Origin of the sequence: Lactiplantibacillus dongliensis, assembly GCF_005405105.1 — a bacterium.
Classification (GTDB): domain Bacteria; phylum Bacillota; class Bacilli; order Lactobacillales; family Lactobacillaceae; genus Lactiplantibacillus; species Lactiplantibacillus dongliensis.
This window is the reverse complement of the sequence record NZ_BJDK01000006.1, coordinates 15,941-42,211: the sequence shown is the minus strand read 5'-3', so window position 1 is coordinate 42,211 and position 26,271 is coordinate 15,941. Positions and strand designations below refer to the sequence as shown.

The window sequence follows — 26,271 nt, the reverse complement described above, 5'->3', positions numbered from 1 at the left end:
AACGCATATTAAGTATTTACACAAACTTAGTAATATATAAATGAGCAATGGGTAGGAGGTATTTTGTTATGAAGAAAAGTCGGGTCATCCAATTACTAGGATTGATCTTAGTTGGCGTTGGCATTAGTTTCGGTTATACGAACCGGGCCCATACTGATGCTGGCGAATCAATCACCGCAGTTGGTTCCACCGCTTTACAACCGTTAGTGGAAGCAGCTGGCGAGCAGTACAGTTCTGAACACACTGGTGTTTTTATTAACGTGCAAGGCGGGGGCTCCGGAACGGGCCTGAGCCAGATTCAGTCAGGTGCCGTTGCTATCGGAAATTCCGATATTTTTGCTGAAGAACAGGCCGGTATTAATGCCAAGCAATTACAAGATCATCAAGTTGCCGTTGTTGGGATTGCGCCGATTATTAATAAGCAAACTGGCATTCGCAACTTGACCAAGCAACAATTGATCCAAGTCTTTACCGGTCAGGTTAAGAATTGGCGCGAACTTGGTGGTAAGAATCTACCAATTGTGTTAATTAATCGGGCGCAAGGTTCTGGAACACGCAAGACTTTTGAAAGTTATGCCTTAGGTGGTCGAAAAAGTGCTGATTCGCAAGAACAAGACTCATCTGGGCTAGCACGCTCTATCGTGGCTAGTACGCCAGGTGCCGTCAGTTATGTCGCTTTTTCTTATTTAGATCATTCGGTGACGACCCTTAAAGTTGACCGCGTGGCGCCGACTGAAGCGAATGTGCGGACCAATCGGTGGAAAATTTGGTCATATGAACATCTTTATACACAAAAACAACCAGATCAATTAACTAAAAAGTTTATTACTTATATTTTATCAAGTGCGGTTCAAAAGAAATTAGTGAAACAGTTGGGTTATATTTCAGTGCATGACATGCAAGTGCAGCGGCGTGCAACTGGTAAAATCACGACAATGAAATGAGGGGGAGCCGATGGACAAAATCCGAGCAAGTTTATTAAAAAAATCAATCGCAACTAAAATTGAACGGCGTGGAAAAATCTTGAGTTTGAGTTGCCTAGCCTTGATCATCTTAGTTGTTTTCTTAATCTTTTATTTTGTCGCTTCCCGTGGTTTAGCGACTTTTTTTCAAAATCATATTAACTTATGGCATTTTTTAAGCGGCATCCAATGGAATCCAGGAACGATCGGGACTAATGGGCAACCTGCTGTAGGGGCGTTGCCAATGATTGTAGGGTCGTTTCTAATCACCATTTTTTCGGCAATCGTGGCGACCCCCTTTGCGATTGGGACCGCTGTTTTTATGACCGAAATCTCTCCACGCCGCGGTGCACAAATTTTGCGCCCAGTAACGGAATTATTAGTGGGGATTCCTTCAGTTGTTTACGGGTTTATTGGGTTACAAGTCGTGGTGCCATTTGTACGGAACACTTTTGGTGGTAGTGGTTATGGGATTCTTTCCGGGACCTTCGTTTTATTCGTCATGATTTTACCAACGGTGACGTCCATGAGTGCGGATGCTTTAAATGCTGTGCCACGTTATTATCGTGAAGCGTCTTTAGCATTAGGTGCGACGCGTTGGCAGACCATTTATAAAGTCGTTTTACGAGCAGCAATTCCTGGTATGTTAACAGCGATTGTCTTTGGGATGGCTCGGGCTTTTGGGGAAGCGTTAGCCGTTCAAATGGTTATCGGGAATGCAACCTTGTTACCACATAACTTAGTTTCACCAGCTTCAACGTTAACCAGTATCTTGACGATGGGTATTGGGAATACGGTCATGGGATCACTGCAAAACAATGCGCTTTGGTCGTTAGCGATGATTCTGTTGTTAATGTCATTACTGTTTAACTTAATTATTCGCTATATTGGTCGAAAGGGGAAATTAAATCATGAACGCTAAACGAGTTGATAAAATTGCGACCGGGGTTTTATACGCGATTGCAGCCTTAGTTGTCATTATTTTAGTTGCCCTTTTAGGCTACATCTTAGTACAAGGGGTGCCTGAAATTTCCTGGCATTTCTTAACTTCACCAGCGTTATCTTTTGAGGCTGGTGGTGGGATTGGCATTCAGTTGTTTAACTCTTTCTACTTGTTGTTTTTAGCCTTGCTGATCTCGTTGCCAATTTCATTAGGTGCGGGGATCTATTTGAATGAATATGCCGGTCAAAATACGATAACTGGTTTGATCCGGACGACCATTGAAATTTTAAGCTCGTTGCCATCCGTCGTTGTTGGGTTGTTCGGTTATTTGTTCTTCGTCGTACAATTCAAGTTGGGGTTCTCAATTTTGTCAGGAGCCTTTGCCTTAACGGTGTTCAACTTACCAATCTTGACGCGGAGCATTGAAGAAGCTTTAGCGAATATTTCGGATAATCAACGTGAAGCCGGTTATGCGCTAGGGTTATCACGGTGGGAAACGGTGACAAAGATTGTCGTTCCAGCAGCCTTACCAAGTATTATTACCGGGGTCGTATTGAGTGCTGGTCGGATTTTCGGGGAAGCTGCGGCGTTAATTTATACGGCTGGGCAAAGTGCGCCAGCGTTGAATTTCAGCGATTGGAATCCCTTTAATATTAGTAGTCCGCTAAGTCCGTTACGACCAGCCGAAACGCTGGCAGTGCATATTTGGAAGATTAATTCTGAAGGAATTATGCCGGATGCTAAAGCAGTGTCAGCTGGTGCCTCAGCCGTTTTAATTATTGCCGTGCTACTCTTTAACTTCTTAGCACGTTGGCTGGGTAAACGCTTGTATAAACATTTAACGGCAGAATAGGAGGGCAACTATGGCTGATAACAAGACAATGACCACTGATCAACGCAATATTATGACCTTTGATCCGCAAGCACATGAGATTGCGCTGTCAACAGAGGACTTACATGTCTTCTATGGCAATTCGGAAGCTATTTCAGAAGGTGATTTGCAGTTTGAACGTTATAAAATTACAGCGCTGATCGGGCCTTCTGGTTCTGGTAAATCTACCTACTTACGGTCTTTAAATCGAATGAATGATCGGATTGCCACGGTAAAAGGTAAGATTATGTACCGAGGCTTAGATATCAACAGTAATGATATCGATGTTTATGAGATGCGCCGGCATATTGGCATGGTCTTTCAACGGCCTAACCCATTTGCCAAATCCATTTATGAGAATATCGCTTTTGCCTTGCGTCAGCGGGGAATGAATAAAAAAGCAGACTTAGATGAAATTGTTGAACGTTCATTACGGCAGGCTGCGATGTGGGACCAAGTGAAAGATGATCTGAATAAGAGTGCGTTAGCCTTATCAGGTGGTCAACAACAACGGCTTTGCATTGCTCGTGCCATTGCCATTAAGCCCGACATTTTATTGTTGGATGAACCGGCTAGTGCGCTAGATCCAGTTTCAACCAGTCAGATTGAAGATACGTTATTAGAATTAAAACAAAATTACACGATCATTATCGTGACACATAATATGCAACAAGCGTCACGGATTAGCGACTATACGGCTTTCTTTAATCTTGGTAAAGCCTTAGAGTACGCTGAAACCGGCGATATTTTTACCAATCCGAAAGTAGATTTGACCAATGACTACATTTCCGGAAACTTTGGCTAGGAGGGTCGCGGATGAGTACAATTTTAACTACTGAAAACTTATCATTATTTTATGGTAAGAAAGAAGCCTTAAAGGGCGTTAATATGAGTTTTGATAAGACGGGGATTACCGCGTTGATTGGACCTTCTGGTTGTGGTAAATCGACTTTTTTACGTTGCTTAAATCGGATGAATGATTTAATTCCTGGCGTGACGATCACCGGTAAGGTTGAATTCAACCAAGCTGACATTTATGCGCCGACAACCGATACTGTTAAGTTACGTAAGGAAATTGGCATGGTCTTTCAACAACCGAATCCATTTCCGTTTTCAATTTATGAAAATGTTGTTTACGGCTTGCGTTTAGCGGGGGTCCGGGATAAGGAACGGTTAGATGCCGCCGTTGAAAAAAGTTTAAAACAAGCAGCTATCTGGGATGAAGTTAAGGATCGCTTGCACGTGAATGCTTTGGCCTTATCAGGTGGTCAGCAACAACGGGTTTGTATTGCACGTGTTTTAGCCGTTGAGCCGGATATTATCTTGCTCGATGAAGCCACGAGTGCGCTAGATCCGATTTCCAGTCACATGATTGAGATGACCCTATTGAATTTGCGGCACGATTACACTATCATAACTGTTACACATAATATGCAACAGGCTTCACGAATTTCTGATCGAACAGCCTTTTTCTTGAATGGTGAATTGATTGAGGCCAATGATACGAAACAGATCTTCATGAATCCGGTTAGACAAGAGACCAATGACTATATTTCAGGACGATTTGGCTAGGAGGATGAACGATGCGACGATTATTTGATGATGAGTTGAATGATATTGATGCGAACTTCACAGAAATGGGTATGATGGTTAGTGACGCGATTGGTAAAGCGGTTAAAGCCTTTATTGATCATGATCGGGATTTAGCACAAGAAATCATTGATAATGATGCCAAAATCAACGAGCGCGAAGTTGAATTAGAGAAGAAATCATTTGAAATGATTGCGTTATATCAGCCGGTGACTTCTGATTTACGAGAGATTGTCACAATTTTAAAGGCGGTCTCAGAACTCGAACGAATTGCGGACTATGCGCGTAATATTGCCCATGCAACGATTCGAGTAAAGGGCCACGTCCGGGTACCCGAAATTGAAGCTGAATTATCTGAGATGGGTAACCGCGTTCGAAAGATGGTTGAAGCGATGTTGTCAGCCTATGTTAAGAATGATGACCAAGCTGCTCGGGCCGTTGCCGCCAAAGATACTAAGGTAGGCGAAATGTACGACAAAATCAATGAAAAAGGGATTTCAAAGATGGAACGCCATCCCGAAACTGTCGTGGGGTCAACTGATTATTTGAATGTTGCCAGCTACTTATTACGGATTGGTGCTTTGGTCACTAATATCGGTGAATGGATCGTATATTTGAATACGGGTAAAATCATTGAATTAAATCCTGAAAGTTCCAATTTAGTTTAAGGAATCCTAAATAATGACGATGGCGAGTTCTGCAAGTTTGCAACTCGCTTTTATAATCGGTAAAATATAATTAGATTAAACTTATTGAGGTGTCTAATTATGAAAACTAAAACTAATCGTAAATTAACCAAATCTAACGACCGCGTTTTTGCCGGGGTGCTGGGCGGCATTGCGGAGTATCTCCAATGGAATGCCACTGTTTTAAGAGTGCTCTTTGTCTTGCTGACTTTAGCGTCACATGGCGCTGGTATCTTAGTTTATTTGCTACTTATGACAATTATGCCAAGTAAGCCAGGCAACGCTGGTTTCTTTGAACAAATGCGACAAGCTGGCCAAACCGGATCGGAACAGCCAACTGCTCGACGGTCGCGTGGGCGTAAAGAAATTCATAACGTGCATGAAGAAGATGAACCGCACCATCAAGACTAATGGAGTGATTACGACGTGGGTTTTTGGAAACGAATTTTAATTAATACTGTTCTCTTTGTTGCTATTGCAGGCTTTTTTCAAAGTAACTTTCACATTGCTAGTATTTGGATGGCTTTAATAGCCAGTTTTATTCTGGCAATTTTGAATGCCGCGATCAAACCATTCTTAGTGTTACTGTCTTTACCGATTACGTTGTTAACACTGGGATTGTTTAGTATTGTGATTAATGGGTTGATGTTGCAATTAACGTCGGCCGTTGTGGGACGAGCTAACTTCGGCTTTTCCAGTTTTGGGATGGCCATGCTGGTCTCAGTCTTGATGTCATTAGCTAATGTGATTGTCTCTAATTTTTTTGCAAAGAGCGAGTAATAGGTGAATAAAGCGCTTTAAAGTGCTAAGATTGAAAGATAGGAATGCTCCATTTCAGTCAAGAAAGTACGGTCGGCTTGATAACTGGTTATGATAGTAACCATGGACATGCCGGCCGTACTTTCTTTGAACAATGGAAATGATTTGGGAGGGATTAACTTGGCAGGAAGTGTAACCGTTGCCGATTTAGTGAAAAATACCCGCTTGGATGTTTATCATGGCGCCAAGCTATTAAACGAAAAAGAGATAACGACTAGTGATATTTCACGGCCGGGGTTGGCATTGACCGGCTATTTCAATTATTATCCGCGCGAGCGGGTTCAATTATTGGGTAAAACTGAAACCGCTTATTCTAAGAATATGAGTCATGATGAGCGGCTAATGATTTTTCGGAAAATGTGTCAGTTGACGACACCCGCATTTGTTGTGTCAACCGGACTACCCGTACCAGAAGAATTAGTGCAAGCCGGTGAAGAAAACAAGGTGCCAATTTTGGGCACTAAGATGACGTCATCACGAATTTTAAGTAACATGACGAACTACTTGGAAGGTAAACTGGCGGAACGGCAATCAGTCCACGGGGTTTTAGTAGATATTTATGGCCTTGGGGTATTAATTACCGGTGATTCTGGGGTTGGTAAAAGTGAAACAGCCTTGGAATTAGTAAAGCGGGGCCATCGCTTGATTGCCGATGACCGGGTCGATGTTTATCAACAAGATGAACAAACCTTAGTTGGTGAAGCACCGAAGATTTTAAATCACTTGTTAGAAATTCGGGGCATTGGCATTATTGATGTGATGAATCTATTTGGTGCCGGTGCGGTGCGGCAGGACACAGATATCGATTTAATCGTTCACTTAGAGAATTGGACGCCTGATAAGCAATTTGATAGACTAGGGAATGGAGAACAGTCTCGAAAGTTCTTTGATGTGGAAGTGCCAGAAATTTCCATTCCAGTTAAGACTGGGCGGAACTTGGCAATTATTATTGAAGCGGCGGCGATGAACTTCCGTGCCGAAAGCATGGGCTATGATGCGACGAAGGTCTTTGATGATAATTTGAACTCCCTGATCAAAGAAAATTCGGCTCACGATTCTCACAAGCATTAAGGAGATGGCAACAGCGTGAAAACCGTCTTGGGGGCGTTAAACCCGATTGCGTTACGTTTAGGACCGATCGAAGTACATTGGTACGGGGTCATCATTGCAACGGCCGTGGTGATTGCGGTCGCACTAGCCGTACGTGAAGGTAATCAGCGCGGTATTCGTGCTGATGATATCTATGATATGATTCTGTGGGCGTTACCGTTTACATTAATTGCGGCACGACTATATTATGTCATTTTTCAATGGTCCTATTACAGCCAGCATCCGGCCGAAATCATTCGGATTTGGGATGGTGGGATTGCGATTTATGGGGGCCTGATTGGGGCCGCCATTGTCGTGATTTTATTCTGTCGCTCACGATTTATTCCGGTCTGGTTGATGCTCGATGTTGCGGCACCAACTGTGATTATGGGACAAGGAATTGGTCGTTGGGGTAACTTTATGAACCAGGAAGCTTTTGGTCGCGTCACTAGCCTGAGCTTCTTGCAAGGGTTACATTTGCCAAATTGGATTATTTCGCAAATGTACATCAATGGTGCTTATCGTCAACCAACTTACTTATATGAGTCGGTTTGGGATATTTTAGGCTTTATCTTGCTGATGACCACGCGCCATCGCGCTGGCTTATACAAGCAAGGTGAAGTGTTCTTGACCTACGTGGCTTGGTATTCCTTTGGTCGTTTCTTTACTGAAGGGATGCGGACGGATTCATTGATGTTATTCAATGTGATTCGCGTGTCACAGATGTTGTCAGTGGTCTTATTCGTCGGTAGTATTGGGTTGATCATCTGGCGGCGTCGACATTTAACTGCGAATCGCTGGTATTTAGACGGTTCTGGTCAGAAATTTGCTGCAGAAAAAAATTAGATTAGAGGGTTATTTGTATGGCAGAAAAAATTGCCGTTTTAGGCGCTGGCTCATGGGGCAGCGTATTAGCCAATTTATTAGATAGCAATGGAAATGATGTGCGACTTTGGTCGAACAATCCTAAACAAGTGGCGGAGTTAAATGAAAACCACACTAATGAACATTATGTTCATGACTTTCATTACTCAGAGTCTTTAAAAGCTTATACCGATTTAAAGGCTGCACTAGATGGTGTCGCTGCAATCTTATTCGTGGTGCCAACTGGGGCTATTCGGATTGTTGCCAAGCAAGTGACTGAAGTTTTAAAACAAACTGACAATCACCCAATTATTATTCATGCCAGCAAAGGGCTTGAATTGGAAACTCACAAACGCTTATCTGAAGTCTTGTCAGAAGAAATTCCGGCTAACTTACGCCAAGCGGTAGTCGTCTTATCTGGTCCAAGTCATGCTGAAGAAGTTGCCAAACGCGATATCACGTTAATTACGGCAGCTAGTGCTAACAATGATGCGGCTAAGTTCGTACAACAATTATTCATGAACGACTATTTCCGGATCTATACGAACAATGATGTTATTGGGGTCGAATTAGGTGCCGCATTAAAGAACATCATTGCGTTAGGGGCCGGTGCACTGCATGGCTTAGGCTATGGGGATGACGCTAAGGCGGCGTTAATGACTCGTGGTTTAGCTGAAATCAGTCGGTTAGGTGTTGCGTTGGGTGCCCAACCATTGACCTTTATCGGGTTATCCGGGGTCGGTGATTTAATCGTAACCGCCACTAGTGTTCATTCACGTAACTGGCGTGCTGGGAACGAACTTGGCCAAGGTCAAGCGTTGAAGACGGTCATTGATACGATGGGCATGGTCATTGAAGGGATTCCTTCAACCAAAGCCGCGTACGAATTGGCCCAACAACAACACATTGAGATGCCAATTACAGAGGCTATTTATGATGTGTTATACAACGGTGCGGATATTAAGCAAGTGATTCCACAATTGATGCAACGTGAAGGTAAACCAGAAATTCAGTAGGCTGAATTTAAGACTTTATATTCTTAGGAGGATCAGCACATGTCAAAAGTTAGAAAGGCGGTTATTCCAGCTGCCGGTTTAGGAACACGTTTTTTACCTGCTACGAAAGCAATGCCTAAAGAAATGCTCCCAATCGTCGATAAACCGACGATTCAATTCATCGTCGATGAAGCCCGAAAATCAGGCATCGAAGATATCGTCATTGTTACTGGGAAGAGCAAACGTAGTATTGAAGATTATTATGATTCTAATCCGGAACTAGAAGATAACTTGCGGGCTAAGCACAAGGAAGAAATGTTGAAGTTGGTTCAAGAAACCACTGACATTAACTTGTATTTCATTCGTCAATCGCATCCACGTGGCTTAGGTGACGCTGTTTTAACGGCTAAAGCCTTTGTGGGTGATGAACCATTCGTGGTCATGTTAGGTGATGACCTGATGGAAGATAAGGTGCCATTGACTAAGCAATTAATGAATAGCTATGATAAGACCCACGCCTCAACTTTGGCAGTGATGAAGGTACCACATGAAGAAGTTTCAAAATATGGCGTCATCAATCCTGAAAGTGAAAAAGAACCCGGCTTGTACAATGTGAACAATTTTGTTGAAAAGCCTACTCCCGAAGAAGCACCGAGTGATTTAGCCATTATTGGTCGGTACCTGCTAACACCTGAAATCTTTAATGTTCTAGAACATCAAAAACCAGGTAAGGGTGGCGAGGTTCAATTAACTGATGCGATTGATACCTTGAATAAGACGCAACGTGTCTTTGCACATGAATTCAAGGGCACCCGGCATGATGTTGGTTATAAGTTTGGTTACTTGAAGACGACGATTGAATATGGGTTAACCCATCCAGATGTTAAGGATGATTTACGGGCCTATATTAAGGATCTGGGTAGCAAGTTGACCAAAGAAGACAATGCCGCCGCACCTAAGAAAAGTCCTAAAAAATAAAGCGTAAAGTTAATGTCCAGTCGATCATTTATTGATCAGCTGGGCATTTTTTTGTCCCAAATTGTGAAAATCAAGATTTAAAAGGGCCTAACTGCCACTTAGCGACGATACCGGAATGGTTGTTGTCTCCAGACCACAGGTGTGCGCTAGCCCAGTCTTATTTTTGGAACTAAAAAACCTTACCACATTAGCAGTAAGGTTGATTGGTTATTGGTGATCAGCTTTGAGTTTGAATAGATGTGGCTTCCCATAGTAATAGCCTTGACGCAGCGGAATTTCAAGATCATCAGCGAGTTGATCTTCTTCATCATTCTCGACGCCTTCAAGGATAAGTCGCATGTCATACTTTTCAGCAACGTCGCGCCAGAATTTGAGTTGGCTGGGAATTTCATCGGCCCGTTCTTCGTTGCGGAAGTTTTGCATGGCGAATTTGATTTCTTCAGCATAACCCAATAGTGGCTTGATATGATCATAGACGTTAATCCCAGTACCAACGTCATCCAAGCTGAATTGTAACCCGTGTGATTTAATGAGCTCAATTTGTTTTTGCATATCGGCTAACGCGTAGTTATCTTCCCCAGGTTCTTCAGTAACTTCGACAATGACCTTAGTCGGGAATAGCTTAGTTTGAGCTTCGATAACGGCAGCGGTAATTTCTGGATTTAAGAATTGCTTGCGGTTAAAGTTAATCGAAACCGAGCCAATCTTCAGTGAAAGTTCGCTGGCAGTGGCTTTTAGTAAATCAATTTGAACATCGATGGGAATGGCTTCAAAATTATCAGGCAAGGTCCAACGATCTTCTTCTGTAGCACGATAACGAATTAACATCTCATAGCCAATTAATGAATTATTGAACTTATCTAATTGTGGCTGAATAAAATAGCGATACATAGACTGGCCCCTCATGTTTAGATTGTGTGTACGAAAAATACCCCTAACTACCATAGTAACCTAAATTGCGCATAAGCGGAATGATTAAGCCTTAAAATTTTTAAAGTGGTTACGGTCCTGAATCATCAGTGTCACTATTTTTTAGCGGGCTGTTGGAAAGTTGTGTGGTGAATTTTATTGAAAAAACACCCAGTGACTGGTAATTAACGTATAATGAAAGTGACACGATATTTATTTTTTTATATTTTAAAGTGTACAGGAACTTCACTTTTGAATCAGTGGCGATTAGCTGATGGTTGGTCACGGCAGTACGCAGGTCTAACTGACGACTAACCTTATCTTGAGACAGTTAGGCAAAGCGAATTATTTACGGATTCATCAGTGGATAACAAAATAGCGGGAGGCTTCATCATGAAAATTGTCATTGTTGGGTGTACCCATGCTGGGACGGCGGCAGCTGCTCAAGTCTTAAAGGATCATCCCGAATCAGAAGTAACGGTTTATGAACGAAACGATAATATTTCATTCTTGTCTTGTGGGATCTATTTATATTTAGGGGGTAAAGTGGGTCGATTAGAAGATATGTTTTATTCTTCACCTGCTGAGCTCGAGAAACAAGGCGCCACGGTCAAGACCAAACATAATGTGTTAAAAATTGATGCGGCAACTAAGACGTTACAAGTTGCCAATATGGAGACTGGGGAAGTCTTTGATGACCACTATGATAAGTTGATTATGACAACTGGATCTTCAGTTAAAGTGCCACTAATCTTTGGGATTGATGAATCGAAAGTGTTGCTCTGCAAAAATTATGAACAAGCTCAAGAAATTTACAAGACAGCTAAAGATAATCGGCGGATTGCCATTATCGGGGCCGGGTATATTGGGACTGAATTATCAGAAAGCTATGCCAATACGAACCATGAAGTAACCTTATTCCAGTCACATGATCAGATTCTAAATCACTACATTAGTAAAGATATGTCTGATCGGGCAGTTGCTTTATTGAAGCAGCATGGCGTCAAGGTTGAGTTGAATCATCGTGTAACCGCCTTTACTGGTAACGATAATGGTGAGTTAGTTATTGAAACAAACCAGGGTGACTTTGTAGCTGACTTAGCCATTGTTGGGACTGGGTTTGTGCCGGTCACTGAATTATTACGTGGTCAAGTGAAGATGGATAAGCATGGTGCTATCATTATCAATGACTATGTTCAAACCTCTGATCCTGATATTTACGCAGCTGGGGATTCATGCGTGGTTAACTTTAACCCAACTGGGCGTTCCGCTTACACGCCATTGGCCACTAATGCGGTGCGGCAAGGGACGTTAGCCGGCATGAATATCTTTGGTAATATCCAACGTTATATGGGGACGCAAGCGACTTCAGCGATGCAACTCTTTGATCACACGTTGGCGACTACTGGGTTAACGTATGAAATTGCGAAACAAAGTAAGATTCCAGCAGAACGGGTGGTTTTCAAAGGTAACTGGCGGCCGGCTTACATGCAGTCGACGGCGCCATTAACGATTGAATTAGTTTATAATCCTGAAAACCGGAAAATCTTGGGTGCCCAATTATGGAGTCCACACGAAATTGCACAATCAGCTAATGCGTTGTCAATTGCTATTCAAAATGGCAATACGATCGATGACTTGGCCTTTGTGGATATGTTATTCTCACCAAACTTTGATGATCCATTTAATTATTTGAACTTAGTCGGTCAAATGGCCGTCGAACAAGAACGGCAAAATGGTCGTGGTAAAGCCCGAATCAGTGCGGTCGGTGATTGGGCTAAAGAAAATGACCAAACGTTAAAGTAATTAGAAAGTGAGGCAGAGTCATGCGTTGGCAATGGTTAACTTGGCTACTTGTACCGGTTCTATTCGGTTTAAGCGGCTGTCAAAAACAAGTCACTGTTAAAACGCCAACTCAAGAGCCCACGGCATTTGCCACGCCTAGCCGACTGGCGACCACGGCTGATCATCAGCATGGTCAACAGGTCGCAACCTTTATCAGACAAGGGTTGCTAACCAAGCAAGGGCTGTATACCAATTATGTTGATACCAAGCAGCGGACCACCGGAGCAGCGACTGGTCATGAATTATTGAGTGAATCATCGGGGATGTGGTTGCAGTATTTGGCGACTACGCATCAATGGGCTCAATTTCGAACATTCTATCAGGCGACTAAAAAGACGTTTGATGATCATGGTCAGTTCAGCTATCGGTATGATCCACGAACTAAAAAACGGTACCGCGTTAATGCGACGCTTGATGATTTGCGACTCATCCGCGCCCTTTTAGCGTATGATCAAATGCATCATCGGACCACGTATCGACATGAAGCAACGCAACGTTATCAGACGCTGGTTAATACGAGCCTGAAGCAGGGGCATTTGGTGAACTATTATGATATGCAAACCAAAAAGGCGACCACGACGGGGAGTTTGGCGTATTTTGATTTAAAGACGTTACACTACTTTGAACAAGGTTCTAAAAAGGGACGTGCGGCGTACCAAAAGCAATTAACCGTCGTTAAGAGCGGCTACTTGGGCGATGTTTTTCCCTTGTATGCGGCTAGCTATCAATGGACGACTAGTAAATATAGCAGCGCCAACTTGAATACGTCGGAAGCGCTCGAGACCTTGTTACATTTGGCGGAGATGGGGCAGTTAAAGGCCACGAGTCGGCGCTGGTTAAGCCAACGCCTAGTGCAACATAACTTGGCTAATGGCTATACGACTACTGGAACCGTTAGTGTGAAGGGCGAATCTGCTGGTAATTACGCGTTAGCGGCGATGATTTTTGCGGCGGTGCATGATCAAAAAAATTATCAACGAGCCATGCAGGCCGTTTGGCGGCTGCAGGTCACGGCCAAGCAGTCCGCAATTGTTGGTGGTATTGGAGATGCAACGACTTACCAGGCTTATTCGTACAATAATCTGACGGCGCTGAATGCGGCTTATAAGTGAGATTAAGGTGTGACAAATGATGGCGATTTTAAAGCAACGATTTGGACAAGTGGCGCGAGTTTTTCAAAAACTAATGCCACCACCGTTGTTGGCGATGCTGATCTGTGCGGGATTAGCAGGTTATTTAATTTTTATCCCGCCGATTAATGGGTTAGCCGATAATGGGGACTTTTATCGGGCGATGTACAGTAATGGTATTTACAAGCTATTAGGAACGCACTATAACTACTTTGGTTATGTGACCCAGCATTTTGGATTGATGAAATACTACAATGAGTATCGTTCTGTAACGTTCTCGTCCCAACCAATCTTTGTCCGCTTAGCGGTTGGGTTAAATAAATTGTTTTATAGTCGGACGGTTTTTGATATCCGCTTTATGGGTTTAGTCAATTATGGGCTGTATCTCGGTAGTATTTATCTCCTGACTGATGCGTTGACGTTTCCATCGAAGCGTTGGCGTAACTATCTGATTGCGGGCTTAGTGGTCTTTGTTTTTGGGGATTCGTCATTTACGTTGTATTTCAATTCATTTTTCGCGGAACCGCAGATGTTGAGTATGACCTTATATTCGTTCTCGTCAATCATGTTGTTGGCGCGGCAACGGTATCGGCGGCGTTGGCCGTTGTTACTCGTCTTTATGTTGAGTACATTATTGCTGATTTCCAGTAAATCGCAAAATGCACCACTAGCCTTAAGCTACACGGTGGTGGCGCTTGGATTGCTATTTTTACCGCATTTTAAAGCGCAACGATTGTACCTGTTTGCTGGCATCGGGATTTTACTAATCACGGGTGGTTTGACTTACACGTTGATTGGGAAGAACTTTACGAGTATCAATCAATATCAAGCCTTTTCACATGGGGTGTTAACCCAGACTGGTGATCCGAGCAAAGCAATTGCCACAAATGGAATCGATGAGCAATATGCCCTGATGAAGGATCAAGATTACTATGCCAAGCAGTTCGCAGCGATTCAGCCACCACAAAGCTATGTGGAGAAGAATTTGTTACCGAAGTATAACTTTGTCTGGATTGTGAAGTATTACATGGGTCACTTGAAACAATTTGGCAAGCTGATGGACTTAACAGCTGCTGATGTCATGATTACACAGACTAAGGCAGTTGGGGACTACACTAAGGCTTCCGGAGCCTCCCCGGGACAACAAGTGACGTTTTTTACGGGGTATAGTGCGATCGCCGGGGCCTTCTTCCCGCAAAAATTTGCCTTTAATTGTTTGTTGGCTGTCGCGTTTGTGATGGTTTATGCTGTCGGGATGTATAACGATTTGCGCCAGCATGAAATCGAAGGAGTTCTTCGATTCTGCTTGGTCTTAGGGCTCATGACAATCTTTATCTTTGTCCCCATCATCTCAATTGTTGGTGATGGCGATGCGGATTTGGCTAAGCATATCTTTATGGTACCGGTGAGCTTGGATTTAACATTCTTATTATTTATTTCAGATATTTTGAACCATCGCTTGTGGCATGCCTATCGAGAAGGGACGACCACTGAATGACAGTTAAATGGTGGCGCGTGGTCAGTTGGTTAATAAGTGGCCTGCTAATTGGCGGTTGGTTATGGCAGTTGCCGGTGCAAGCCAAAGTGACCACGCCAAAAGTCTTATTAGTTTATGATTCACAAAATGTGGCGCAGCAAGATCAACGGAAAGTGGCAGCGGTGCAGCGGATTTTAACCGGGATACAAGTCCGGGTTAAGACCGAAGTTGCTGCAGATTATCAGGCGGGCAGTTTACGGCACTATCAAGGGGTCATCACGATGATTAATTGGGCGCAAACAGATCTGAATAATACAGCATTTGTACGGGACCGCCGCCGGTTTAACGGGATGAAGTTGCACATTGGTCCCAGGCTGACTGCTGATGAGGCAGCGGGACTACACGCGAAACGTGCCAATCTTTATCAACAGCAATTTACGCTACAAAATAAAAATGGGTATTTGCATCAATTGTTAGCGTTCAGTGAAACGATGGTGGCGCTAACCCAATTACCGGCTAAAGCGCAAACGATTGGTTATTTAAAGTCACAATCAGCTGATCAGCGTCGTTATCCATATGGCACGATTGTCGGGAAGCAAGGCTATCTGCCTTACTTGTCAACTGGTGGCTATAGTTTTGTGCTCGCGGCGCAAACAATCGCCACATTATTTAGTCAGGCGGGGCATTACCAGCCATTACTCACGATTACGAAGGTCACGCCTTATACGAACATGGCCGTTTTAGAGCGGTTGAGCCTCAAGTTGTACCAGCGTGGCATCCCGTTTGCTATTAGTACGACTACGGTTGGTAATCATGCGCACTTTAAAGCGTTTCAACGCTTCGCCCGGGTTTTGAGATTAGTCGAGAATCGTGGCGGCGTGGTGTTCTTAAAGATGCCAGCAGTTGGTGGGGTCACAACGAGTAGTGGTCCAGGACTCTCGACGTTGATCGATAATGAGCTGATTCAGTTCGCGCAGAATCAAGTCTACCCAGTTGGGATTAGTGCGTCAGCTTATTGGAATCAAGATGTGATTTATCGTCAAAATGCTCTTAAAAAAGCTGACCACTTGTTGTGGTTGCCCAATCCGGCTAGTCCGGTCTATGCCAAGCAAGATAATACCGCGACGACTTTTAAACAAAGTTTTTATGGTTTGGATGCCGCTTCGCTGGAAACGGTGACACAGGGTTCAACGCTTGGTAAAGTGGCCACTGATTTTCCAATTCCCACGGCTGTGACGTTTACGATGCCCAACAGTCAGCGTAGTCTGCAGAATTTGATGTGCCGGCTGGATCGGCTGAATTATCGCTGGTTTAATCCCGCTACTCAAGGCACACCGACTAAGATCACCAGCGGTACGGTCTCATTTGGCTATCAACACGGGACGTATTTTTTGAACGGTCAGGCAACGACGATTACCGATACACAGCCGCAGCCTAAAAAGTTGGCTGCAGTAAAGATGGAAACGACTTGGGTAAACCGGTTCTTCAAAACGCAAGGGACGGTTTTATTAGCCTTTTTCAGTATCACGTTTATCGTCTTCGTGTTGTTTATTGTCTTAGGACGGCGCCTGTATCTGAACATGTTTAAGCGTTAATCGGACCGAGGCTAAAGGGGGAAGTCAAATCACAGTTTTAGATTGGTTCTTATTCGTTGCAATTCTGGCAATCTGGGGGATCTTAGTCGTAAATGTCATTCTGACGATTGCCGGCTATGTAAATTATTTGCAAAAAGCTCGGCGCCCTGAGCCACAGTTGCCAGCAGAAGTACCGTTTGTGACGATCATGGTGCCGGCGCACAATGAAGGCATCGTGATTGTTAAAACGTTGCAGTCGTTGTTGAATTTCGATTATCCGCATGACCGTTACGAGATTATTGTGATTAACGATAATTCTGATGATAATTCCGCAGTGTTGTTGTCGCGGATGCAAACCTTGTATCCAAAACGTAACTTAACGGTCATCAATACGGATAAAAAAACTGGTGGCAAGGGCAAATCGAATGCCTTAAATATCGGTTTACGGCAAGCAAAAGGGTCATTGATCTCAATCTATGATGCTGATAACACGCCGCAAGCAAGTGCATTGCGGTTGTTAGTGGCTGAATTAATGGGCGATGATCGATTAGCAGCCGTAATCGGCAAGTTTCGAACCCGGAATAAAAATGCGTCGTTGTTGACGCGCTTTATCAATATTGAAACGTTGTCTTTTCAATGGATGGCGCAAGCGGGACGCGAAAAGTTATTTAAGTTATGCACAATTCCAGGCACGAATTACGTCATTCGGCGGGATGTTCTCGAAAAGATTGGCGGTTGGGATGTTAAAGCTTTAGCGGAAGATACTGAAATTAGCTTTCGGGTCTACCGGATGGGCTATCGCATTCGTTTTCAACCGTTAGCGGTCACTTGGGAACAAGAACCGCAGACATTGGATGTCTGGTTTCACCAGCGGACACGTTGGGTTAAAGGTAATATTTATGTGATTTTAAAAAATTCGCGGTTACTGTTTACGAAATCTGGCCGCCCGATTCGCTTTGACTTACTTTACTTTTTATCCATTTATTTCTTATTAATGACGTCACTTATTTTATCCGATACAATGTTTGTCTTATCGGTGGCCGGGGTGGCCCATTCGGATTTAGTGGGTTTTAGTAATGTGTTATGGTTGATGGCGGTGTTAACTTTCGTGATAAGTACATTTGTGACGATTACCACTGAAAAAGGCGAGATGACGTTCGCCAATTTAATGATTATTATTTTTATGTACTTAGTCTATAGTCAGATGTGGTTAGCAGTAGCAGCCCATGGAATGGTGGGGTATGTTCGTGAGCAAGTCTTTCATCAACAAGCAAAATGGTATAAAACCAAGCGGTATCAGTAACTGGCGATTATTAATCAGTTTATTGGTTATTTTGATGGCGGTCGGTGGCGGGCTGAGTATGCCTAGCCTGATGGGTCAAGCTAAAACGACTGCGCAGGCGAAGCAATTTAAAGCTAAAACTAAGCGTAAAGCTAAATCCAAATCTAAAAAGAGTCAGTTGAAGTCCTATACGCAGCCGTTTCAAAATGCGACGACAACGCTGTCTGGTAAGTCGGTTGAAGCCAATATGTACTTTATTAAAATGGACTATTGGCAACTGAAAAAAGTAACCTTGAATTTGAATTTTCAGATTTCACAATTAGCACAACGGTCAACTTCTGATATCACGTTGTCACTTAATGGGACTAAGTTTTATTCGTTTCGACCTAGTCGGCGGACCGGTCTGCAAACAAAGGCGATTAGTGTTCCATTGCGATTAGTCCAAGGTGAAAATCAATTAAAGATTAGCGGGCAGATTTTAAATCAAGCGGGGTCTAGAAAGTTACAATTAGCGCAAACACCAGCTAATTGGTTGACGATTTATGATGGGGCTAATGTGAACTTTCAATACTTGTTAAAGCCGCCAACGCACGCAATTAAGTCATTTTATGCCCACTTCTCAGGGACTGACACGATTGCGTATCAGAATTCTTATATTACGACCCCCAAGCAAGCTAGCAATGGTGAACTGACGGCAGCGATGTATGCGTTGTCGGGAGAAGCTCGAACGATTACGACCGAAAGCTCACAGATTCAGGTGACGACTTTTGATAATACGGCAGCTAAGCAAGGGGACTATCAATTAGTGATGGCGATCTATGCGCACTTACCGGCCCGGTTTCGGCGGGTGATTGATGCGACAAAGCTTAAGCAGCGAGCGGTGATTAAGACGATGTATACGGGCCATAAGCATTATTTGATTGTGACCGCGCTAACGGCTAATCGCTTGAAAAAAGCCAGTCGGTTTATTGCTAATCAGGAATTAATGCAAGAAACGCGGGCGCATACGGAATATATTGGTGACCAGGCGCGGACTGAAACTTCGGAATTACAGTATGATGGCAGTTATCAGTTGACGAGTCGTGATGATACCCTGACCGGGGCGCAACATCAATCAAGTACGTATTTTGTCAGCTTACCCGTTGACCGTACAAATGCGGATGGGTCTCAAATCCGGATACATTTTCGGTATGCTAAAAACTTGAACTTCAAGCGGGCACTCGCTACGGTTTATCTCAACGGGAGCCCGTTGGGGAGTAAGAAGTTGAGTGCAGCACATGCTGATAATGACAGTCTGACGGTCACGTTACCGAAGGGTCAAGCTTTAGGACATAGCTTTACGATTCGAGTCGCTTTTGATTTGGAGATGCATGACCAGTCGAGTTCTGATAATACACAGACACCTTGGGCCACGATTGAATCCGACTCGAAAGCTTATATTAAGTCGAAGCCGGTCAGTGATTTATTGTTTACGAATTATCCTAACTTATTTTTAAAAAACGATACGTTCAATCAGCTTGCGGTTGTTCGGCCCAAAGTATTGACTAAATATGATTACCAGACATTAACTAATATTTTTAATTTGATTGGAAATTATGCGCAGAGTAATACTGGGGATGTGCAGTTTTATACACAACGGCCAAGTAAGGCGGTCTTAAAAAACAAGAATGTGATTGCCTTTGGGACGCCACAACAAAATGCGTTTATTAAGCAATTGAATAAAAAATTGTATTTTCAATATGGCAAGGGTGGCCATGGCTTTGTGTCGAATGAAAAGCTAAGTATTGAACACCAATATGGTCAAAATATTGGCACGGCGCAACTGCTACGATCTCCTTACAATGTCCGTTCTGGGTTACTAGTGGTGACCGCGGGTAAATCAGCTGATGTTTACCGAGCGTCAACGCAGCTTAATTTCCAACGTAATATTCAGCAATATACGGGCGATGCGATTGTGGTTGACCATGATAATCATCATTATGACTACCGATTTAAGAAGAAGAAAACAGTCGGTGACGGGACGACGATTAAGACTGTCATCACGCGTAATTCGCAATTGGTAATCTATCTAGGGATTGCTTTGGCAGCGATCGTGGTGATGGCGTTAGCGGCATTTCTCATTCTACGCAAAAACGGTTTAATGGCGCAAAGGGGGCGGCACCATGAGTGATGATCAACGGTCGGCTGTTTTAGCGGATGTCTACTTGTTGCTGTTTCTCGCACTCTTCAGTGTCACGGCCATCTTAATGACCTTGACGGCGAACTTAACGTTGAATACGATTTATTTAGGGCTCACGCTGGTCATGATCTTGATGACTTACTTTTTTGGAGCGGTTACCGGTTTAACGGCGAATCTATTGTTTATTTTTGTGCAGGCCGTGGTCATGATTTATATCAATTCGACCCATCACGCGGAGATTCCGATGATTATGATTTTTTGGTTGGTGATGCCGTTATTATTGTCAGCAACTTTCTATGCGATGACGCGGCGACTAACATTATTACAAGCATCGAATGCTAAGTTACGCGGTGACATCATGAAGCGGGGCGCGTTTGATGAGCGAACCGATCTACGGACGACGGTAGCATACATCCAAGATGCGCAGGTCTTTATTGAAACCAATCGGCGGTTCCAGTTACCGGTGACAACGGTCATTATTCGGATTCGTTATTTTAATGAAATTAAACGGATGATGAATGATCAACAGTTTTCGGACCTTTTGCGGTTAACTTCGGATACAATTGCGGCGACGACACGGGATAATGATATTACGTATTCGTTGGACCAAGACAATCCGACTTGGGCGATCTTACTGTTTTCTGATACGCCCGGAGCTCAAATTGCGGCCAATCGGATTAAGTCAGCTTTTGAAAAACGACTCAACGATTCAGTTAGCTTGAGTTCTCTGGAAATTCTGCTGGTGGTCGGGATTGCGAGTTGGGATCCCGATAAGATGAAGAGCCCCTATGACTTCATGAACACTGGCATCAAAGAAACAGAGTATGACGTTGCGGGGTAAACCCAACTTTTTCGTTGTGTACAAGCAAGATAGTCGACAAATGTAAATTTTGAGGGTATATTAAAGCACATAGTATTTTAGTGAAAGGGGTCTTTTAGAAATGGCAAAGCGTTACGACGTGATTATTATTGGTGCGGGTCCGGCTGGGATGACCGCCGCCCTTTATGCTTCACGCGCCAACTTATCAGTATTAATGTTAGATCGCGGGATTTACGGTGGTCAGATGAATAACACCGCCGCAATTGAAAATTACCCAGGATTCAAATCCGTATTAGGTCCCGACTTGGCGAAAGATATGTATGAATCGTCAACACAATTCGGCGCCGAATATGCGTATGGGACAGTTGATTCAGTCGAAGACCAAGGCGATTTAAAGATTGTGAAGACCGACTCTGATACCTTTGAGACGAAAGCCTTAATCATTGGAACCGGGTCACAGTATCGTAAACTAGGTGTTCCCGGTGAAGATGCCTATGGTGGCCGGGGTGTTTCTTACTGTGCGGTCTGCGATGGCGCCTTCTTCCGCAATAAGCACGTGGTCGTCGTTGGCGGTGGCGATTCAGCCATTGAAGAAGGCACTTATTTGACGCAATTGGCCGACAAAGTAACGGTTATCCACCGTCGGGATCAATTACGGGCACAAAAGATTTTACAAGACCGGGCATTTGCCAATGACAAGATGGAATTTGTCTGGAATAGCAATGTGACTGAAATTGTTGGTGACGATAAGAAGGTTACAGCAGTTAAAGTGAACAATAATAAGACCGGTGAAGATAGCGAAATTGCGGTTGATGGTGTCTTTATCTATGTTGGGATTAACCCAATTACCGCACCTTTCACGGACTTAGGTATCACGGACGAAAATGGTTGGATCGAAACTAACGACCATATGGAGACTAAAGTCCCTGGTATCTTTGCAGTAGGCGATGTTCGTAAGAAAGACTTACGTCAAGTTGCAACTGCTGTCGGTGAAGGCGGGACTGCCGGCCAACAAGTTTATAATTATATTACAGCGTTAGGCGATAAAGCTCGCGTTTAACCTAAAAAAGTCGATTGGAAAATTTTCCAGTCGACTTTTTTTGTTTCGCTTTTTGAAAGATGGTGACCAACGACACCACGTTCGATAACCAGTTTAATTCAGCTAGCATCGCGTGTCGGACGGATTATTTTTGCTCTTTAACGATATATAATGGCCGATGCTTACTTTCTAAGTAAATCTTGCCAATGTAATTACCAATGATTCCCAGACAAAATAGCTGGATGCCACCGATGAATAACATGATGGAAACTAATGAGGCCCAGCCACCAACACTGTTCCCCCAGATCAGCTTCCGAATAATAATAAAGATAATGCCGACGACCGATAGAAAGGCGAATAGGCCACCAATAAAAGTGGCAATTTTTAACGGAACTTCCGAAAAGTCCACAATCGCTTCAATGGAGTAATTGAGTAATTGCCAAAAGGACCAATGTGACTCGCCGGCAGAACGGGGGGCATTTTCGAAGGTGAGATAGGTGGTTTTAAAGCCGACCCAATTGAAGATTCCCTTAGAAAAACGATTATATTCTGGTAATTCTAAAATGGCGTCAACCATCTGGCGGGTCATTAAACGATAGTCGCGGGCGTTGGGAATAATTTGTACTTTTGAAATTTTATTAATAATTGAATAAAAAGCCCGCGAGAAAAATGACCGAATCGCCGGTTCACCACGTCGGTCAGAACGCATCGTTCCGACACAATCATAGTTGCCTTGTTGCAACGTCGTCAGCATCTTGGGCAATAGCTCTGGCGGATCCTGGAGATCGACATCCATGACAGCGATGTAATCCCCGTCAGCGTGCTGGAGTCCAGCGGCTAAACCTGCTTCTTTACCGAAGTTTCGTGAAAACGATAAGTAATGAACGGTGTCAGGATGCTGAGTCTGTAGTTTTTTTAATTCAACTAAGGTTTGATCACTGGAACCATCATCAATAAACCGATATTCATGAGTGATATTTTTAAATGTGGTGGCATGTTGACTAAAGACCTTTTCCACAGCATTGTAAAAAATTTCTAAAGTCAGTTCCTCATTAAAACAAGGGACGATTAAACTGATTTTGGGCATGATTAAAGCCCCCTAAATATAGATTTGAACACTTCTTTAGCTTACCATAAACGGTCATTCGGTGGTTCAATTTTTTAGGTGTTACCGCTTTAAACATGGGTTTAATGTTGATAAGGAAAGAGTAATAACTGATGATTCGTATAGGTCCCCAAATAGATATCGCTAATTTGATAATGCTTGGCGTCGAGTTGGCTGGTCAGCCAAGCTAAATCATGGTCGCTAGTTGCCAGGGCGTCGGCATTTAACTGACCATCAATAATGAGCGGATACTTGATGGTATCATCGCCGACTTGGGTAATCGTTAGTTGCCCATTTTGTTCCAAAACAGCGCGTTTAACGTAGCGAATATCAGTGATACCTTCAGTTCGTAAGCGAAAGGCTAAGTCATTCGCACTCATCCCATTTTTGAGCGCCGTCGCGACCATTAATTCACCATCTTTAATGAGCAATTGCGGTTTACCGTCGATCAGACTCTTGAGGTAGCGATTGTGATGCGTCATGAAGCGCAACACTAAGACTAGAATGGTCCAAATTAAGAGCACTAAAATATATTGCAAAACCGTTACGCTGGTACTATAAATCATGCCGCCGACAATCGCCCCAAGCACATAGTTTTGAACTTGATCGAGCGCACTGATGGGGGCCAGGTTACTTTTACCTGATAAGTTGATTTGTAAAATAATCGTTAGCAAGCCTAAAGCCAGCTTAATCGTGACATCCCAGTAAGAAAACATTATTGGCCTTCTTTCACGTATTTGATTGGTTTGGTAATCGGGGTGGCGTTAGTCAACGTGTAGCTGTTGCCATCTGGATTAAGGGTGACATTGTAGATCTGGTGTCGGACGGCAATCAGCATACCGCTGCTGACAGTGGCGGTATTCGACCAGACGGCGGTCGTAGCAACCCCTTTTTCTTCAGCGACACGTTGCATAATTTGCGTGACTTGCGACTTTTGTGAAAAGCTTGAACGCAAACTTTGAAATTCATTATATTGAATGCCAACTAGTAAGAATAAAATTAACACCATGATGATGAATAGGTCGCGATACTTTAAATCAGTTTTGTGGCGATACCAGAGCCAACTTAAACCAGCAATAATTAAAACGATAATGCCAATCACGGTGAGCTGTAACAGGGTGTGATGGCTATTTTGGTGGGTTAAGTAGGCGTAAGAATAAAATGTCATAATGAACCTCCTATTAAAAATATTATACCAAGTTTGGCCAGTGAATTAATTAATCACACCTACAGTTCTGTTCGGTGAGTAGCCTAACTAGCGTAAACTTTACTAAGAAACCAATGAAAAGCCGACTTTTTTCAGTAAATTTTACTTGGTAAAGCGATAACATGTTGTATACTGTTTTTGTAAGCACTAACAACTATATTGAATGGGGATGGCCGATTTGAGTTGGAAAGATAATTATGCAACTTGGAATAATCAAGCAAACCTTGAACCAAGCCTTAAAAATGAATTAAACGCCTTAGCAGGCGACGATGCGACATTGGAGGATGCGTTCTATCAACCAATGGAGTTTGGGACTGCCGGGATGCGGGGCGTCTTAGGACCTGGGATCAATCGGATGAACATTTATACCGTTCGGCAAGCAACTGAAGGGTTAGCACGTTTTATGGATACGTTAGATGACAGCGTTAAAGCCCGCGGGGTCGCGATTAGTTTTGATTCACGGCACCATTCAACGGATTTTGCCCATGAATCGGCCCGCGTTTTAGGTGAACATGGGATTAAGTCGTATGTGTTTGAGAGTTTACGACCAACACCAGAACTTTCCTTTACGGTGCGGCATTTACATACGTATGCCGGCATCATGATCACCGCCAGTCATAATCCTAAGCAATACAATGGCTATAAGATCTATGGCGAAGATGGTGGACAAATGCCACCCAAGGAATCAGATTTGATTACGTCTTATATTCGTAAAGTTACGGATTTATTTGCAATTAAAGTTGCCGATGAAGCCCAACTATTAGCAGATAAGACGATGATGATTATTGGTGATGATGTCGATCAAGCCTACTTAGCTAAAGTTAAGACCGTCACGATCAATCAAAAATTAGTCGATGAAGATGGTAAAGACATGAAGTTAGTCTTCACGCCATTACATGGGACTGGGCGGATGTTAGGTGAAAAAGCCTTGCGGAACGCAGGATTTAAGAACTTTAGTGTGGTTAAAGAACAAGCTGTTGCCGATCCTGAATTCTCAACGGTTAAGTTCCCGAACCCTGAATTTCCGGAAGCCTTTAAGATGGCGATTGATTTAGGTAAAAAAGAAGACGCGGATGTCTTGATTGCGGTTGATCCGGATGCTGACCGGTTAGGCACGGCGGTTCGGCAACCTAATGGTGACTATGTCTTGTTGACCGGGAACCAAATTGCGGCCGTCTTGTTACATTATATCTTACAAGCCAACCAAGATGCTGGGACGTTACCAGCCAATGCGGCGGCCGTTAAGTCAATCGTGTCAAGTGAGTTTGCCACTAAGATTGCGGCTTCTTATCACGTTGACATGATCAACGTCTTGACTGGGTTCAAGTACATTGCGGAACAGATCGAACACTTTGAAGCCAGTGGCGAGCATACTTATATGTTTGGCTTTGAAGAAAGCTATGGCTATCTGATCAAGCCATTCGTGCACGATAAGGATGCCATTCAAACGACGGTCTTATTGGCTGAAGTGGCTGCTTATTACAAGCATCAAGGTAAGAACTTGTATGATGGTTTACAAGAATTGTTTGCTGAATATGGGTACTTCCGTGAAAAGACGACTTCTGAAGAGTTTGATGGTGTCGGCGGTAGTGATAAGATTGCTGCTTTGATGACGAAGTTCCGTGAAGAAGCGCCAAAAGCCTTTAATGGGTTTGACGTGGTCTCGACTGAAGACTTCCAGTCCCAAGTTGAAACTTTTGCGGATGGTCACCAGGCACCAATCAGCTTACCGCAAGCGAATGTGTTGAAGTATAAGTTAAACGATGGTACTTGGATTGCTATTCGCCCATCTGGGACGGAACCAAAGATCAAGTTCTACATTGGTACGTTAGGCGACTCATTAGACCAAGCAAATACAAAGCTTGATCAATTTGAAGCTGCTTTACAAACTTTTATTAAAGCCTAAA

Annotated in this window: 25 protein-coding genes; 21 read left to right on the top strand and 4 right to left on the bottom strand. The window is 43.4% G+C overall.

Annotation, left to right across the window (positions count from 1 at the left end; translation table 11 throughout):
• The first annotated feature begins 68 nt into the window (after positions 1-68).
• The 12 genes from FFM80_RS03045 to galU all read left to right on the top strand — a co-directional run bounded on the left by FFM80_RS03045 (position 69) and on the right by galU (position 9,797).
• On the top strand, positions 69-944 hold the full coding sequence (locus tag FFM80_RS03045) for a phosphate ABC transporter substrate-binding protein PstS family protein (RefSeq protein ID WP_137639459.1): 876 nt from the start codon (positions 69-71) through the stop codon (positions 942-944).
• A gap of 10 nt (positions 945-954) precedes the next feature.
• A complete protein-coding gene (gene pstC, locus FFM80_RS03040; protein WP_137639458.1) occupies positions 955-1,884 on the top strand; it encodes a phosphate ABC transporter permease subunit PstC in 930 nt (309 codons plus the stop codon).
• Positions 1,874-2,758, top strand: coding sequence for a phosphate ABC transporter permease PstA (pstA, locus tag FFM80_RS03035; RefSeq protein WP_137639457.1), 885 nt, complete (start codon positions 1,874-1,876; stop codon positions 2,756-2,758). Before pstC ends, pstA begins: the two co-directional genes overlap by 11 nt.
• A 10-nt stretch (positions 2,759-2,768) precedes the next feature.
• Positions 2,769-3,581 carry a phosphate ABC transporter ATP-binding protein PstB gene (gene pstB, locus FFM80_RS03030; RefSeq protein ID WP_137639456.1) on the top strand — a complete coding sequence of 271 codons (813 nt, stop codon included), beginning with the start codon at positions 2,769-2,771 and terminating at the stop codon, positions 3,579-3,581.
• Between the two features lie 11 nt (positions 3,582-3,592).
• Positions 3,593-4,348 carry a phosphate ABC transporter ATP-binding protein PstB gene (gene pstB, locus FFM80_RS03025; protein WP_137639455.1) on the top strand — a complete coding sequence of 252 codons (756 nt, stop codon included), beginning with the start codon at positions 3,593-3,595 and terminating at the stop codon, positions 4,346-4,348.
• A gap of 11 nt (positions 4,349-4,359) precedes the next feature.
• Complete coding sequence (gene phoU / locus FFM80_RS03020) at positions 4,360-5,034, top strand: phosphate signaling complex protein PhoU (protein ID WP_137639454.1); 675 nt, start codon at positions 4,360-4,362, stop codon at positions 5,032-5,034.
• Positions 5,035-5,133: 99 nt separating this feature from the next.
• Positions 5,134-5,463, top strand: a complete 330-nt coding sequence (locus FFM80_RS03015; protein ID WP_137639453.1) for a PspC domain-containing protein — start codon at positions 5,134-5,136, stop codon at positions 5,461-5,463.
• A 15-nt stretch (positions 5,464-5,478) separates the two neighbouring features.
• The gene (locus tag FFM80_RS03010) at positions 5,479-5,832 is read left to right on the top strand and encodes a phage holin family protein (protein WP_137639452.1); all 354 of its coding nucleotides are present in this window, start codon (positions 5,479-5,481) and stop codon (positions 5,830-5,832) included.
• A gap of 159 nt (positions 5,833-5,991) precedes the next feature.
• Complete coding sequence (gene hprK, locus FFM80_RS03005; protein WP_137639451.1) at positions 5,992-6,942, top strand: HPr(Ser) kinase/phosphatase; 951 nt, start codon at positions 5,992-5,994, stop codon at positions 6,940-6,942.
• Positions 6,943-6,957: 15 nt separating this feature from the next.
• The gene (gene lgt, locus FFM80_RS03000; RefSeq protein WP_137639450.1) at positions 6,958-7,806 is read left to right on the top strand and encodes a prolipoprotein diacylglyceryl transferase; all 849 of its coding nucleotides are present in this window, start codon (positions 6,958-6,960) and stop codon (positions 7,804-7,806) included.
• Between the two features lie 17 nt (positions 7,807-7,823).
• A complete protein-coding gene (locus FFM80_RS02995) occupies positions 7,824-8,840 on the top strand; it encodes an NAD(P)H-dependent glycerol-3-phosphate dehydrogenase (RefSeq protein ID WP_137639449.1) in 1,017 nt (338 codons plus the stop codon).
• 39 nt (positions 8,841-8,879) lie between these two features.
• Positions 8,880-9,797, top strand: coding sequence for a UTP--glucose-1-phosphate uridylyltransferase GalU (gene galU, locus FFM80_RS02990; protein WP_137639448.1), 918 nt, complete (start codon positions 8,880-8,882; stop codon positions 9,795-9,797).
• 207 nt (positions 9,798-10,004) lie between these two features.
• On the opposite strand, the gene FFM80_RS02985 is transcribed toward galU, so the two are convergent.
• Entirely contained in the window at positions 10,005-10,688 is a 684-nt protein-coding gene (locus FFM80_RS02985) for an EAL domain-containing protein (RefSeq protein WP_137639447.1), read from the bottom strand.
• Between the two features lie 411 nt (positions 10,689-11,099).
• On the opposite strand from FFM80_RS02985, the gene FFM80_RS02980 reads away from it, so the two are divergent.
• The 8 genes from FFM80_RS02980 (at position 11,100) to trxB (ending at position 22,073) form a co-directional block, all read left to right on the top strand.
• A complete protein-coding gene (locus tag FFM80_RS02980; RefSeq protein WP_137639446.1) occupies positions 11,100-12,512 on the top strand; it encodes an FAD-dependent oxidoreductase in 1,413 nt (470 codons plus the stop codon).
• A gap of 20 nt (positions 12,513-12,532) precedes the next feature.
• On the top strand, positions 12,533-13,663 hold the full coding sequence (locus FFM80_RS02975) for a glycosyl hydrolase family 8 (RefSeq protein ID WP_137639445.1): 1,131 nt from the start codon (positions 12,533-12,535) through the stop codon (positions 13,661-13,663).
• 19 nt (positions 13,664-13,682) lie between these two features.
• Positions 13,683-15,179, top strand: a complete 1,497-nt coding sequence (wsfD, locus tag FFM80_RS02970; RefSeq protein WP_137639444.1) for a glycan biosynthesis hexose transferase WsfD — start codon at positions 13,683-13,685, stop codon at positions 15,177-15,179.
• A complete protein-coding gene (locus FFM80_RS02965; RefSeq protein ID WP_137639443.1) occupies positions 15,176-16,753 on the top strand; it encodes a hypothetical protein in 1,578 nt (525 codons plus the stop codon). The genes wsfD and FFM80_RS02965 overlap by 4 nt, the downstream gene beginning before the upstream one ends.
• Positions 16,754-16,781: 28 nt before the next feature.
• The gene (locus tag FFM80_RS02960; RefSeq protein WP_137639442.1) at positions 16,782-18,035 is read left to right on the top strand and encodes a glycosyltransferase family 2 protein; all 1,254 of its coding nucleotides are present in this window, start codon (positions 16,782-16,784) and stop codon (positions 18,033-18,035) included.
• Complete coding sequence (locus FFM80_RS02955; RefSeq protein ID WP_223877285.1) at positions 17,959-20,184, top strand: cellulose biosynthesis cyclic di-GMP-binding regulatory protein BcsB; 2,226 nt, start codon at positions 17,959-17,961, stop codon at positions 20,182-20,184. The genes FFM80_RS02960 and FFM80_RS02955 overlap by 77 nt, the downstream gene beginning before the upstream one ends.
• A complete protein-coding gene (locus FFM80_RS02950; RefSeq protein WP_137639441.1) occupies positions 20,177-21,034 on the top strand; it encodes a GGDEF domain-containing protein in 858 nt (285 codons plus the stop codon). The genes FFM80_RS02955 and FFM80_RS02950 overlap by 8 nt, the downstream gene beginning before the upstream one ends.
• A gap of 100 nt (positions 21,035-21,134) precedes the next feature.
• The gene (trxB, locus tag FFM80_RS02945) at positions 21,135-22,073 is read left to right on the top strand and encodes a thioredoxin-disulfide reductase (RefSeq protein WP_137639440.1); all 939 of its coding nucleotides are present in this window, start codon (positions 21,135-21,137) and stop codon (positions 22,071-22,073) included.
• Between the two features lie 124 nt (positions 22,074-22,197).
• Here the strand turns inward: trxB and FFM80_RS02940 are convergent, their stop codons facing one another.
• From FFM80_RS02940 to FFM80_RS02930, 3 genes are all read right to left on the bottom strand, one after another.
• A complete protein-coding gene (locus FFM80_RS02940) occupies positions 22,198-23,139 on the bottom strand; it encodes a glycosyltransferase family 2 protein (protein WP_137639439.1) in 942 nt (313 codons plus the stop codon).
• 101 nt (positions 23,140-23,240) lie between these two features.
• Positions 23,241-23,873: a DUF421 domain-containing protein gene (locus FFM80_RS02935; protein WP_137639438.1), complete on the bottom strand. Its 633-nt coding sequence runs from the start codon at positions 23,871-23,873 to the stop codon at positions 23,241-23,243.
• The gene (locus FFM80_RS02930; protein ID WP_137639437.1) at positions 23,873-24,325 is read right to left on the bottom strand and encodes a DUF3290 domain-containing protein; all 453 of its coding nucleotides are present in this window, start codon (positions 24,323-24,325) and stop codon (positions 23,873-23,875) included. Before FFM80_RS02930 ends, FFM80_RS02935 begins: the two co-directional genes overlap by 1 nt.
• A gap of 217 nt (positions 24,326-24,542) precedes the next feature.
• Between FFM80_RS02930 and FFM80_RS02925 the strand changes: the two genes are divergently transcribed.
• Positions 24,543-26,270 (top strand): phospho-sugar mutase, encoded by a 1,728-nt coding sequence (locus FFM80_RS02925; RefSeq protein ID WP_137639436.1) that lies wholly within the window; start codon positions 24,543-24,545, stop codon positions 26,268-26,270.
• The last annotated feature ends 1 nt before the right edge of the window (position 26,271 follow it).

Bases quoted from the DNA above. Each gene is read 5' to 3' on its own strand.
- FFM80_RS03045 (WP_137639459.1), top strand. From the start codon at position 69: ATGAAGAAAAGTCGGGTCATCCAATTACTAGGATTGATCTTAGTTGGC.
- pstC (WP_137639458.1), top strand. From the start codon at position 955: ATGGACAAAATCCGAGCAAGTTTATTAAAAAAATCAATCGCAACTAAA.
- pstA (WP_137639457.1), top strand. From the start codon at position 1,874: ATGAACGCTAAACGAGTTGATAAAATTGCGACCGGGGTTTTATACGCG.
- pstB (WP_137639456.1), top strand. From the start codon at position 2,769: ATGGCTGATAACAAGACAATGACCACTGATCAACGCAATATTATGACC.
- pstB (WP_137639455.1), top strand. From the start codon at position 3,593: ATGAGTACAATTTTAACTACTGAAAACTTATCATTATTTTATGGTAAG.
- phoU (WP_137639454.1), top strand. From the start codon at position 4,360: ATGCGACGATTATTTGATGATGAGTTGAATGATATTGATGCGAACTTC.
- FFM80_RS03015 (WP_137639453.1), top strand. From the start codon at position 5,134: ATGAAAACTAAAACTAATCGTAAATTAACCAAATCTAACGACCGCGTT.
- FFM80_RS02995 (WP_137639449.1), top strand. From the start codon at position 7,824: ATGGCAGAAAAAATTGCCGTTTTAGGCGCTGGCTCATGGGGCAGCGTA.
- galU (WP_137639448.1), top strand. From the start codon at position 8,880: ATGTCAAAAGTTAGAAAGGCGGTTATTCCAGCTGCCGGTTTAGGAACA.
- FFM80_RS02985 (WP_137639447.1), bottom strand. From the start codon at position 10,688: ATGTATCGCTATTTTATTCAGCCACAATTAGATAAGTTCAATAATTCA.
- FFM80_RS02980 (WP_137639446.1), top strand. From the start codon at position 11,100: ATGAAAATTGTCATTGTTGGGTGTACCCATGCTGGGACGGCGGCAGCT.
- FFM80_RS02975 (WP_137639445.1), top strand. From the start codon at position 12,533: ATGCGTTGGCAATGGTTAACTTGGCTACTTGTACCGGTTCTATTCGGT.
- wsfD (WP_137639444.1), top strand. From the start codon at position 13,683: ATGGCGATTTTAAAGCAACGATTTGGACAAGTGGCGCGAGTTTTTCAA.
- FFM80_RS02965 (WP_137639443.1), top strand. From the start codon at position 15,176: ATGACAGTTAAATGGTGGCGCGTGGTCAGTTGGTTAATAAGTGGCCTG.
- FFM80_RS02955 (WP_223877285.1), top strand. From the start codon at position 17,959: ATGGAATGGTGGGGTATGTTCGTGAGCAAGTCTTTCATCAACAAGCAA.
- FFM80_RS02950 (WP_137639441.1), top strand. From the start codon at position 20,177: ATGAGTGATGATCAACGGTCGGCTGTTTTAGCGGATGTCTACTTGTTG.
- trxB (WP_137639440.1), top strand. From the start codon at position 21,135: ATGGCAAAGCGTTACGACGTGATTATTATTGGTGCGGGTCCGGCTGGG.
- FFM80_RS02940 (WP_137639439.1), bottom strand. From the start codon at position 23,139: ATGCCCAAAATCAGTTTAATCGTCCCTTGTTTTAATGAGGAACTGACT.
- FFM80_RS02935 (WP_137639438.1), bottom strand. From the start codon at position 23,873: ATGTTTTCTTACTGGGATGTCACGATTAAGCTGGCTTTAGGCTTGCTA.
- FFM80_RS02930 (WP_137639437.1), bottom strand. From the start codon at position 24,325: ATGACATTTTATTCTTACGCCTACTTAACCCACCAAAATAGCCATCAC.